The organism is Nostoc sp. C110 (genome assembly GCF_043099725.1).
GTDB classification, from domain to species: Bacteria; Cyanobacteriota; Cyanobacteriia; order Cyanobacteriales; family Nostocaceae; genus Nostoc; species Nostoc muscorum_A.
The window spans coordinates 5,213,745-5,226,258 of the sequence record NZ_CP171148.1 but is presented as its reverse complement, the minus strand read 5'-3'; the positions used below and the strand labels follow the sequence as shown (position 1 = coordinate 5,226,258).

The 12,514-nt window shown below is 40.2% G+C and carries 7 protein-coding genes; 2 read left to right on the top strand and 5 right to left on the bottom strand.

Annotated elements, in window-relative coordinates:
- Positions 1 to 115 precede the first annotated feature (115 nt).
- The 4 genes from ACFFRD_RS27555 to scyA all read right to left on the bottom strand — a co-directional run bounded on the left by ACFFRD_RS27555 (position 116) and on the right by scyA (position 5,720).
- The gene (locus tag ACFFRD_RS27555; RefSeq protein ID WP_392483181.1) at positions 116 to 1,363 is read right to left on the bottom strand and encodes a ScyD/ScyE family protein; all 1,248 of its coding nucleotides are present in this window, start codon (positions 1,361 to 1,363) and stop codon (positions 116 to 118) included.
- 70 nt (positions 1,364 to 1,433) lie between these two features.
- On the bottom strand, positions 1,434 to 2,405 hold the full coding sequence (gene scyC / locus ACFFRD_RS27550; RefSeq protein ID WP_335041276.1) for a scytonemin biosynthesis cyclase/decarboxylase ScyC: 972 nt from the start codon (positions 2,403 to 2,405) through the stop codon (positions 1,434 to 1,436).
- A gap of 25 nt (positions 2,406 to 2,430) precedes the next feature.
- On the bottom strand, positions 2,431 to 3,492 hold the full coding sequence (scyB, locus tag ACFFRD_RS27545; RefSeq protein ID WP_392478740.1) for a tryptophan dehydrogenase ScyB: 1,062 nt from the start codon (positions 3,490 to 3,492) through the stop codon (positions 2,431 to 2,433).
- Positions 3,493 to 3,848: 356 nt separating this feature from the next.
- A complete protein-coding gene (scyA, locus tag ACFFRD_RS27540; protein WP_392478738.1) occupies positions 3,849 to 5,720 on the bottom strand; it encodes a scytonemin biosynthesis protein ScyA in 1,872 nt (623 codons plus the stop codon).
- A gap of 2,160 nt (positions 5,721 to 7,880) precedes the next feature.
- Here scyA and ACFFRD_RS27535 point away from each other — a divergent pair.
- The gene (locus ACFFRD_RS27535) at positions 7,881 to 9,860 is read left to right on the top strand and encodes a scytonemin biosynthesis sensor histidine kinase (protein WP_392478736.1); all 1,980 of its coding nucleotides are present in this window, start codon (positions 7,881 to 7,883) and stop codon (positions 9,858 to 9,860) included.
- 196 nt (positions 9,861 to 10,056) lie between these two features.
- On the top strand, positions 10,057 to 10,908 hold the full coding sequence (locus ACFFRD_RS27530) for a response regulator (protein WP_392478734.1): 852 nt from the start codon (positions 10,057 to 10,059) through the stop codon (positions 10,906 to 10,908).
- Between the two features lie 287 nt (positions 10,909 to 11,195).
- On the opposite strand, the gene ACFFRD_RS27525 is transcribed toward ACFFRD_RS27530, so the two are convergent.
- Entirely contained in the window at positions 11,196 to 12,398 is a 1,203-nt protein-coding gene (locus tag ACFFRD_RS27525; protein ID WP_190961715.1) for an AAA family ATPase, read from the bottom strand.
- Positions 12,399 to 12,514 lie beyond the last annotated feature (116 nt).

The following is a 12,514-nucleotide window of genomic DNA, read 5'->3' as shown; positions in this document are numbered from 1 at the left end:
AATAAGTGGAAAACTTTATGGTTATTAAAAGATGACTAATCCCAGTCTTTGAGGAACGTAGGATTGGTTTGAAACTCTTTACTTGAGCGCCACAACTCCATTTATGGGAGGTTTACTAGCTTCTCTTTTTGTGCAACCAAGCAATGCCCAAAGCACCGATCGCTAATACGCCTAAAATAGAATCAGGTTCAGGGATAGATTTGGTATTCTCAATTTTGAGAACTTGTCCAAGTCCAGGGCGATCGCCTCGGTTTGTGACGTATACCGCACCATCCAAACCAATAGTCAAGGCGCTAGGTGACTCTAATCCATTGCCACTCAGCAGAGTTGTGCGAGTGCCATCGGCAGCTATTTTGATGACAGAACCATCAAAATCACCCTTCCAAGCTGACTGATTGGCGTACTGCAAAGCATATAAATTGCCTTCAGTATCAAATTCCAAATCTGTGAGTTGGGTAAAACCATCGGCGAAGACTGTTGATGTTCCATCAGCACCGACTCGATAGATTTTTGCCCCATCTTCTGGGAAGGGAAAACCAGTAAATTGGCTGACGTAATAAGCACCATCGGGGCCTTTTGCCACACTTGAGGGTACTGCTTGGGTTGCAAACTGCGGCGATCGCACCTCTTCACCTTGAGACGGCACTTGCGCCGGTTCATTGGATGGTGTACCAGAGGGTGGAAAGACTGGATTAGTTAATATGTCTTGGGGAAACGCAACTATCGCCTGCAAATTCCTCCCATCAGTATTAACGCTGAGTAAGTTGTTTGCACCTGCATCAACTGCAACTAACTTATTGCCATCTATGACAAAACCCAAGGGATTGCTACCGACATCACCACCATCGGGATTGTTGGCGAGTTCATAGTTAGCTAAATCGGCAACACTCGTCCAGGAATTGGTATTAAAGTCGGGAGCGATGATTTTACCGAGGTCAGTGTAACCTAAATTGCGATCGCGAAAGGCTGGATTAGCCCCATACCCAATCAGAACATAAGGTTTACCTATAGCATCAAATTTGATATCACGAGGGCCTGCGGCTCCAGTACCATCTGGTAATGCTAAGGAAGGAAGTCCTGTAAGTATGCGTTCGGTCTTACCATTCTCAATTTTGGTAACTGCTCCACTTGTGCCATAGCATAGAGAATCACCTTGACCACTTGCTGGTGGAACGCAAGCGCCACTTCCCCCTATTCCCGCCTCTGTAACATAGAGATTACCATCAGGACTAAAGCTCAGTCCGCCGGCATTATATAAACCGTCGGCGATTACTGAAAAGGATGCGGCTGACGCAGCTTTCATTCCAGAAAAAGCGGCAACACAAAAAGAGAGGATAGTAATAGTGAATGGCTTCAGTTTCATATTTTGTTCTTTGTCATTTGTCATTTGTCATTTGTTATTTGACCAATGACCAATGACCAATGACTAATGACTAATGACTAATGACTAAATCCTCTTGAATTTTTGGCAGATAGCTCATTCCTCGATCAAATGATTTGAGGTTGCCAGCTTTGGCTTCGAGTAAGCGTTTTATGTTCATGCTCTCAGCGCCAAAGTCTTCAATTTGAAGTTTGCCGTGGCTAACAGTTCCATCTGTTTTCCAAAATGTGATTCGATGCAGGATGAAACCAGAAGCTTCGGGGTCAGCGAAAGCATAAGCGGTTGGGATAAGTAACGCTACAGAACGCTGATAATATTCGTATTCTGGATAAAAGTATTCTTGTTCAAGTAAGTAGTATTTACTCAAAGAATGAACTCGCACCGAAACTTTTACCTTTTGGTCATATTCATCTTTGAATTCACCTGATTCAGAAGTAATATCACCATTTGGGCGTAACAGATGCGCCCACTCATCTATATTTTGTAAGTCTTTTAAGTATTCAATACCGATTTCAATTGGGGCATCAACATAAATGGTGTCAGTATCGATAAAGTGGCTTCCTTTGGCTGCTGAGGTCAGACCAGCTTTGCGTTCCAAATTACCTTTGAGAGAACGACATTCCGAAGTATGGACTGTATGAATCCCCTGCATAATCATCTGAGTCTGCCGTTTAGGATCGACAAAGCTTAACCAGTGAAAATATACACCTTTTTCATCTGTTCCCGGCTCAATGTAGTCAGTGGGGAACAGCAAAACAGGATAAACTTGAAAATATTTTTGGTACTCTAATCCACAGTGCCATTCAATGCCGTAGAAAAGCGGATTTTGGAGCTTTTTAACGTGATAATAGAGATTTTTGTGATAACCCGATGCAGTTCCAAGCCAGGTATCTTCATCAATTTGCTCTTTCATCCGGCTATAAAGCGTCCATTCATCCAGATTTTTTAAACTACAAAGATATTCAAAAGCACTCTCTGGTGAAGTAGCAATGTAAGCTGATGTTGCAAAAGTATTTTTTTCCACTTCTCACTCCTTAAGATAATAATAATTAAGCTGCGATCGCTTTAGACTTGCTGGGCTTACTATTTTTGATGCGGTCTTCTGCTAACCGTTTAGCAGCATCGTTGGTAGTAACTCCCTGCTCTTTCGCAATCTCAAAAATTGCTGACAAGGTGTCATAAATGTTATGCACTTGCTTGAAGGCTTTTTCTTCGTCATAACCAATCATTTCGTTGTAAACGTTGATTAGTCCTCCAGCATTAATTACATAATCAGGGCTGTAGAGAATACCTTTTTTGGTAAGCATTTGACTATGTAATTGCTCGTTTTCCAATTGATTATTAGCTGCACCAGCAATAATCTGAGCTTTGAGAAAAGGAATTGTATGACTGTTAAGAATTCCTCCCAGAGCGCAAGGGGAAAAAATATCTACATCAAGAGAGTAAATTTCGGTTGGTTCTACAACAGTTGCGCCAAAAAGCCGTTTTACTTCTTCTGTTTTGGCTGGGTCTACATCGCTAACAAAAAGCTTGACATCATGCTCATGTAAGTGGCGACAGAGATTTTTGCCGACATTACCTAAGCCTTGAACTGCAACTTTCATGCCATCAAGTCTTTTGCTCTGCCAACGAGACTCTACAGCAGCTTTAATTCCTAGAAAAACTCCTAATGATGTGATGGGAGCAGGCCCACCAGATTTTTCTGAGACTCCAACAACATGGTTAGTTTCTTGGCTGATTGTTCGGACATCATCAGGGGTAATATTGACATCTTGTCCAGTAATAAAACGCCCATTGAGGCTGTTAACAAAACGTCCGTAGGCTCTCAACAAATCATCTGTTTTATTTTCAGGATTAGCAATAATAACTGCTTTGCCACCACCAGCCGGAATGTTTGCACAAGCAGCTTTATAAGTCATCCCCCGACTGAGACGAAGTGCATCTTTTAAAGCAGCTTCTTCGTTGACATAAGGCATGAGTCTTGTAGCTCCCATTGCTGGGCCCAATGTCGTGTCATGGATGGCAATAATTGCCTTAATTTCGGGATTTTTACCATGACAAAAGAGAACTTGTTCGTGACCCATTTCTCTAACAGTTTCAAATAGCAGCATCTTGACCTCTCGATATTGTTTGGGATTGGTTAGAGAAAGTAATTAGCATTACAAAATGTAAAGATATAGACACAAAAGTAGGTTGGAATATTAAGATTGAGTGAAGTTAGAAACCAAATATTTGAAGTTCCAGTTTGGTAGATTTAGTTGCTGGAATTAAGAAAATGAGGGAACGAACCGCCAAGGACGCAGAGAGCGCAAAGGTAAGAGAGTTTTAAAGGGTTTTGCATCCAGTGTCGTGAATTTTTGAAAGATTGAGATATTTCTGTGTTTTACTCTCTTCCAGCGATAAGATTACCTAAACTCTTCCTTTGCGTCCTTGGCGTTCTTGGCGGTTCGTAAAAAAATCTTCGAGATCAAACCATTGGAAATGAAACTTGCTTGGCTCCATTTTTAGCTGTTGATTTAATTCCTTGTGCTGCCAAACTCTTATTCCGTCCACCAGAAGGTGCTGGGCGATCAGCGTCAATTACGACATCAATGAGAAAGGGAACAGATGATGCGATCGCTTGTTCTAATGCCGCTTCAATATCCGACTCTCTAACAACTACGATCGCTTCTGCTCCCATCCCACGAGCAATCATGGCGAAGTTTGTCGGTGGAAGTGTGGCATCTGCGCCCTTTAATCCCAAGATTTTCATCCCTTGATGGCACATGTTATAACGCGCATCGTTGAGAACAATCCAAATCGCTGGAATTTTGTATTTCACGGCTGTGCTGATTTCGTTATTCATCAGCATTGCTCCATCGCCAACAATCCCTACAGCTTTACTATTGTTTGCTAGTGCTGCACCCAACACTCCAGTAACGGCGTGACCCATTGCGCCGACTCCTGTGCTGACTCGATAACGATTGGTTTCGGTAAATTGGAGTAGATGGGTTGACCAAGTAAACGAATTACCACACTCAGCCATAACTACTGCATCGCTACCTTCAACAATTATCTTTTGAATTGCTGCCATCAATACTTCTGGCCGCACTGGATAATCTACGTCTGGTGCAGGTTCAATTGCTTTGCGTTCTGGATGAGGTAGCGACAAAGTTGTGGAACGAGGAGCATCTGGTAATTGCTCCAATAATTCTTCCACAAAAGCTTTGATATCAGAGCGAACTGCGAAAGTTTCAACGTGGGGATAGGCTACACCTGGTACTTCTGGGTCAATATCTACATGGATGAAACCTTCTTTTGGAACTAGTGCAGAACTCCAAAAGGAAGTCGGTTCGCCAAGGCGGGTTCCTAATACGAGTGTGCGTTGTGGAGGTTGCTGTTCCATATAAGTTAAGACGGAAGCATGACCGCCTAAACCTGTGACACCCACAAACTGGGGATGATCTTCAGGGAAGATACCTTTACCACGGGGGGAACACATAACGGCTGCTCCCGTTTTTTCAGCGAGTTCAAGGATTTCCTCTGCTGCTTCACGCGCACCGAAACCAACCCAGATAGCAAAGGGGCCAGATGATAATAACTCTACCGATTTAGCGATCGCTTCTTTGGAAGCAGTCATCGGAAACGGAGTAACATCTAGTTGGGGTAATGCTACATCCTCAACTAAACTTGTCTGCACTGCGGTGGGAATACTCAAATGGGCAACAAATCCACCTGGTTGCGCCATAGCTAAAGCAAGTTTGCGGAAAATCTGCGGTAGTTGACCCGCAGATTCAATAGTGATTGCATAGTTGAATAGCGCTCCTGGCGTAAAAATTCCCCCACTGGGCAATGTATAAGTGCTGGTTTCTTGAATTGCCCAACGTCCACGCTGCGGTGCAGAGGTGCAAGCTGATAGCAAAATCACCTTTGCACCTTCACCACGAGCCGCAAATAATCCGGTCAGCGCGTTAGTGATCCCCGGCCCGGCTGTGGTAAAAACTACAGTGGGGCGATTATTAGCAAAGTAAGCTTCGGTGGCTGCAAATGCTGCTCCGGCTTCATGGCGGAAGTTCAACACCTCGATACTGCTATTTGATAGCGCACCCCAAAGGCTAGCCATCGCGCCACCAGCGACACCAAAAGCGTAGCTTACTCCCAAATTTACCAACATCTGAGCGATCGCATCGGCAACTGAAAGCGTTGCTGGTGTTTCATCATTTAAAAAAGGCTGAGTTCCCCCGTTATTCTCCGATTCATCAAGCTGACGAGAAGATTCTACATATCTATTTGCTGGAAATTCTTTGTATGGCTCAGTAGTGATGAGAGGAGAGTTGGAACCAGTATAGTTTTGACTCATGGTTTCACTTAATTACATAAAGTTACACAAAGGCTTTTTAGTTTACAATCACAGCGCTAGCAATACTTAATACGAACAACTCTGTTGTTTATCACAGCTATGACCGAGTTTGATCGATAGTAGAAACGGTTGATTGCTACTGATTGATGGTTGTGAGCGCACTACCAAAAAATTTTTGCAAAGCATACAGCAAGTAAGGCTGTGCTTCTAAGAACCACAATAGAGGGGATGATAACTGATATGCAATCAAAAATCTTTTGATGGAGGTGTCAAATTTTTCGTTTCTACAATACTTAAGTAGGTTGGCAGGAATAAAACTAAATGATCAAAAGGTATGCAAAAAAGAAATTAAGCTTAACTCAAGCATCTCTCAGAATTTTTATAAAGCTTTACATAGTTGTTTTTAATCGCACCAACCTATTCATTAGACTGCCTGGAAAAGTTATTAATTTCTGATGACTACTACCATAAAAGCATATCTGCAATGATAAATCTTTCGATAAAAGTGGCAATTCTTTCGCTGTATAACTATTGCAACATTTTAAACTTAGTGATTCCGAAAAATTTATATTCTGCGTAGGCGTATCCCAACCTAGGCATCGCTACTGAGCTACATGACCAAATTTACAATAGAAAATCTTTTGATAAAAATGACAATTCTTTTACTTTTTTGCCCAGGTGCTTGCAAATTAGCAACTGCCTGTCTTCCGTATAAACTCTTGAATTTGCTTTGTAGCATAAGCCGAGCTACAACAGTTTAGCGGTCTTTATATTGCCACCAAAAACTCATCGAGTCAATTATTTGTAACGATAAAGACATAGTTACTTCACTTTTTATATATCCTGTGAGAGATGACTAAGCGTTGAGTAGGTATTCCTTGAGAAAAGAGATTAGGTATTTAAGTCTAAGAGGATGTTTGAAAAGTCCTCTTCTTGGTAGCAAAACATTCTAGATCCCCCTAAATCCACGCCAGTTGCTCATGGGGGAAACCCCCTTCTCTACGAGACGCTCCGCGAAGGCGCTAGCCTCTCCCTTTGGGAGAAGACCGCACTGGCTCCCCTTAAAAAGGGGGAATTTGACTCCGGTTCCCCCTTTTTCAAGGCTAGGGGGGATCTAAAAGTGTCTAAAGTCACAGCGAAATACTTTTCAAACAACCTCTAAAGCCTTTTAAAACTCCCTTTCTAGCCTCTGGCGATTTATCAACAGTTACGTAGATTTCGACTAAAATGTTGCTTTATGACAAAATAAACACAACCTTATACGCAAACTAACACGTGTTTTTTTAGTCCATTTGTATTTCTTTTGACGGATGACGTTTTTTCTTAAAAATTTAGATATAAAATTATACGCTAATTTATACGTGTTTGTGTTATGTAAATGTATTTCTTGCGACGGATGACTAAGCATATTCTTCTATAGTTAAATCCCTGATAGAGTAAGTTAAGATAAGTTAAGAAAATGAACTAATGAGTTAAAATTTTTTGATTCAAGCCTAGCCAAGCCCGGTAAATTCATTTATGTTGATAATCAAACGACTCTACAGTAGTATTTGGTCAAAGTCCTTTCCCTCGGAAAGGGTAAGGAACAAAAATTTTTCTCATTTAACCGTTTACCAGTCGAAACCCAGTAACTTTGGGTTGGTGAACCATTCCTTAGCTATGGCGCAGGCTACATCTCTTTACTTGTTAAAGGTACACAAATTTCCGCAGTCCTGTACTAGGACAGTTTGGCTGAAATTAGCCACCCATTTTAAATGTCTAAAATCCTTACTTAACGGAAATTGCGAATTACGAAAAGTAGTATTAGTATATATTTAAAATATTTTTTCTACTTATAGATTGAGAATTTTCAACTCTTAGCTAATAAGGTCTATTGACTAATCTAGATTTGATTTGTCTATTTTTTGCATTCCTCAAAATTTGTTTAAGTCAATAATAAATTTTAAATTAAATATTGAATTTTTTCAGGAAAAATTGGTTAAATTATTCCCTTTTTATTGGTATGATAAGTTTTGTTAAGTCCGTTAGTAATATTTTTTAATTTACTAACTAATTTTATTTTTTAACTGCCTAACACTGCACCAGAGTTTTTAGTTAGTTATGACTATCAAACTCATTAATGGCTATGGTGCTGATTAATTACCAGGAGCAAGTAGGGATATGAATTCTGGCGATTATAGATTAGCTAAATCAAACACTCAATGGCCACTACAGCCAGAAATAGAAATGAAGTTTGCTCACTTTCTAATAAATCAAGCTGTAGATGCTGCCTTTTGTTTAGGAGAAAATGCACAGTTTCTCTACGTCAACGATGCCACTTGCCAGATGACTGAGTATTCCCGTGAGGAATTACTTTCCATGAGGTTGCAAGATATAGACGTAGATTTTTCTCTACATAACTGGTCAAATATTAACTCAGAAGGTTCTCTTACCTTTAAATCTCGCTACCGCACAAAAGGAGGGCGGATCTTTCTGGTAGAAATATCCATTAACTATGTAAAACAACAAGATATAGAATTTGGCTGTGCTTTTGTTCGAGAAATAAGTGATGAAATAGTAGAACTGAGCGTGCAAAAGTGGACTGATGAATTAAGGGATGCCAAAGACAATTTACAGCAGGAATTTTCTCAACTAAAATCAAAAGAAATAGAACTACAAGCATCTCTTTCTTTGCTTCGTTCTACTCTCGAATCTACTGCCATTGGTATTGTTGCAGTTAACTCTGAGGGAGATATTCTGAGCTTGAATCAGAAATTTGTGGATATGTGGCAGATCCCGGAGTCCCTAATATTATCTAAGAAATGTCCTCGATGCAAAGCCTTTTTTGAGAATCAACTTAAAGATCCACAAGCCTTTAATCGACTAATTTGGGAAGTGTCTAGCCACTCTGATTTCGAGAGCTACGATATTCTGGAATTGAAAGATGGGAGAGTTTTTGCACACCACTCTAAGCCTCACTTGTTGGATGGCAAAATTATTGGTAGAGTCTGGAGTATTTGGGACATTACTGAATCGAAACAGACTGAAGAGGCATTGCGGCTAAACGCAGTTAGATTTCGGACTTTAGCCGAAACAACAGATACCAGCACTTTTCTAATTCAAGGTACGCGGCTTTGCTACATAAATCCAGCAGTAGAGCAACTGACTGGTTACACAAAAGAGGAACTGTTAACGGGTTTTGATATTCGCCGACTGATTAAAAGCAAAAGACGCAGGCAGGTACGTAAGCAGAGTGAAGCAACTAACTTTGAATACCAGGAGATGAATATTCTGACAAAAAGCGGTACAGAGCGATGGCTAGCTTGTGCGGTTGTAATGCTAGATGGAGTGCTAGATTTTGGTGGGAAACCAGTAGAAATGATTGCAGGCATTGATATTACCGATTACAAATATGCAGAATTAGGTCTTAACCAAGCTTTAGAACAAGCAAAACAACTTAGCGAACTTAGAGCGCGTTTTCTTTCTATGGTTTGCCATCAATTCCGTACACCGTTGAATATTGTTTCATTTTCTAATAGTTTATTAAAGGAAGAAGTAGACAAACGTACACAGAAGAAAATCCAACCACTGCTGGATCACATTCAAAAAGCTACAGAACAACTTGGTCAGATGTTGGATGATATTTTATTTTTCTCTAAGGCAGAAGCAGCAAAAATAAACTATGAGCCAAAGCCACTTGAGTTAGTTGATTTCTGTAAGGACTTAGTTGCAGAAATGCAGATGAGTATTAGTAAAGTTCCGATTAATTTTGTCACTCAAGAAAATTCTCTAACAGCCTGCATAGACAAAAAACTGTTAGAGCCGATTTTGAAAAATTTGCTCGATAATGCAATAAAATATTCTCCCTCCGGTATGACAATTGATTTGAGACTTTCTTGCGAAAATGAGCAATTAATTTTCCAGGTTGAAGATAGAGGTATTGGTATTTCAGCACTAGATCAACAACGAATATTTGAACCATTTTACCGTGGAACTAACATCGATCACATACCTGGCACTGGACTAGGACTGTCAATTCTTAAAACCTTGGTAGACTTACATCATGGTCAAGTATCCGTGGAAAGTCAAATAGGTGTGGGCACTACGTTTACTGTGACGTTGGCATTAATCAAGTCAGAGTTTAGTAGTTCCGAGTTATGAATGTTGAAATAAAGATTAGTTATTAATTAACAACTTAACAATCACAACTCTCGGAACGAACTAATTAAGCTTATGCCTATTTTCATACTCACAAAAAAGTTGAGTATAGTACGGTGTAAACCTAACTAAACTAGGCAAAATTCCGCCACAGTTTAATATTAACCAGCTTCTGCAAAAGTTATGGTAATAAAAAATTATGTACGAATCGTCAAATAAAATTCTCGTCATTGAAGATGATAATGTTACCCGCGATCTTTATTTAAAAGGTCTTAAGGCTAAAGGTTTTGATACAATCAGTGCTAACAACGGTCTTGCTGGTATCCAACAAGCACAAGAGTGTATACCCGACTTAGTGATTTGCGATATCACGATGCCCGATATGGATGGTTATAGCGTTTTAAGTAGGCTACGCCTAGATCCTGTTACTGCAATTATTCCTTTTATTTTTCTGACTGGGAGTAGTAACAAAGCAGATGTTCGCAAAGCTATGGAATTGGGAGCAGATGATTATCTTACCAAACCCTCGACACTAGACGAATTGCTCAGAGCGATCGCTATCCGACTACAAAAACAAGCTACTCTGCAATACTGGTGCGCTATGAAATTTGAGAAAGCTCCAAAATCAGTATTTGTAGATAATACTCTAGATGCGATCGCACCTGAAGAACCCACGATCCCTTCTAAGTCAATCTTTCCCTGTATTCCTCAATTAAAAGAAGTTTTCGACTTTATCGAAGCCCATTATCATCAAGGAATTACTTTGTGTGATGTGGCTGTTGCTGTTGGTTACTCACCTGCTTACTTAACTAACCGAGTCTCAAGGCAAACAGGAGAGACTGTAAACTGCTGGATTGTCAAACGCCGAATGGCAGGCGCTCGTTTTTTACTCCAAAATAATAATCAGACTATCGAGAAAATCGCCAAAGCATTAGGTTATCAAGATGTGTCTCATTTTTCTCGTCAGTTTCGCCAACATCACGGTTTACCTCCCCAAGCTTGGCGCAAACAGCATCAGCTTGTATCCCAAAAACAGGTAAAACTTTGGTGAAAGTCGATTTACAGCAATTTTTATTTAGATTACAGCCCAATACGGTTCAGTTAAGGCTAAAACTCTGTTACCAAAGTCGTTTTTTTTACGAACCGCCTTCTCTACGAGAGGCTTCCGCCAACGCGCAGCGTCTCGTAGAGAAGGCGCAGAGAACGCAGAGAGAAGAAAGAGATGCTTAACTGAACTGTATTGGATTACAACCGAGATGGGTAGTAGGCTTCTGCCGAACGGGAGTGGGGAGTAGTGTATTTTAAGAAAAGTAGTATTCCTCCTGCCTCCTGCCTCCTTCATACAAATAATTGTGTAAACTCATATATTAAATCCACCCTGCCCTTACGTAACATGGCTGGATCTAATCTTTCAGTAGTGTTACAAGTCATCAAGACAACTAATCGTTGCTGCATCTGGATACCAGACTCATCAATGACACTTTGATACAAAGTACCATCCAGCAAACTGAGAATGTGTTCGGTTTTGTTATTGTATTGCGCTACCTCAGAAGCGCGGTTTTGCGCTAGATTATCAGCTTCGTTAATAACGATACAAATACGCTCTATGTAAGTTGGGGGAACAAAATTAGCGATCGCATCATGATCTAAAATAAAAATTACATACCCTAAAGGTACAAGAATTTCTTTTGCTACAGCTTGTGTCCAGACTGTTTTACCAGTACCTGGTTTCCCATGTACAACAACCGCTAACTGGTTTTGATTCAGAATCGCTTGCTGTACAGCATCAGTAAACTGTTGGATATCTGCCGGAAATGTGCGAATGGGAAATTGGCTGTGAACTTTACCTACACGACTTTGATATCCACTCAGCATAACTGCCAAGTCGTAAGTTGCCTTGTTAATTAGCGGGGCAAGATTTCTCGCCATTAAACTATATTGTCGCCGCCCGCGATCGTAGGGATCAATTTGCAACCAAACGTCATGCTTTGCCCAATAAGCATAAACAGTATTAATCACATCTAAGCGTTCCCAGCTAACAAATCTATCTATAGGAAAATAAAAATCTCTTTCTGAATAATACTGAGTAATAATGTCAGGATTACCCAACACACCCAAAACTCGCAGTACAGTAATTTCTTGCAGTCGGTTAAGAACATAATCAATGGGAATGCTACTACGACTGACAAATTGAACGATAGGTGTTTCCGTACTCAAAACATCTTTGTAGCGATGATCTGGTGATTGGGGATCTGGTGTGATGTAATTCCAAAATTTTTCAACTTCGTAGCGGGTATTATCAGATACAATATTTAATAAATTAGCCCACCAAGCATAATTATTTCGCCCCAAAATATCAGCAACATTACTCGCTAAATTCAAACTTTTTTGAGTTAATTCGCGGGAGTCACTATACAACAGTTGCCATAAAAAACCCCAATCTAACTCTCGGTTAAAGGGTCGCCACCCACTAGCAAGCAAGCTTTGGCGGGTATTATTTGTAGGAGTGCCTTCATTGCTTCTAAAATAGTCAAAATCCATATTTGTTTAGTTATGCAGCGTTAATAGAGCTATTTGTGTTAAATATGAGATTTTAAAATTTTTCTTGTAATATCAACAACTTGTATACAAATGGTAATTTTATTTTCACCGTGATG

Coding starts and splice junctions, on each gene's coding strand:
- ACFFRD_RS27555 (WP_392483181.1), bottom strand. CDS start 1,363: ATGAAACTGAAGCCATTCACTATTACTATCCTCTCTTTTTGTGTTGCC.
- scyB (WP_392478740.1), bottom strand. CDS start 3,492: ATGCTGCTATTTGAAACTGTTAGAGAAATGGGTCACGAACAAGTTCTC.
- scyA (WP_392478738.1), bottom strand. CDS start 5,720: ATGAGTCAAAACTATACTGGTTCCAACTCTCCTCTCATCACTACTGAG.
- ACFFRD_RS27535 (WP_392478736.1), top strand. CDS start 7,881: ATGAATTCTGGCGATTATAGATTAGCTAAATCAAACACTCAATGGCCA.
- ACFFRD_RS27530 (WP_392478734.1), top strand. CDS start 10,057: ATGTACGAATCGTCAAATAAAATTCTCGTCATTGAAGATGATAATGTT.
- ACFFRD_RS27525 (WP_190961715.1), bottom strand. CDS start 12,398: ATGGATTTTGACTATTTTAGAAGCAATGAAGGCACTCCTACAAATAAT.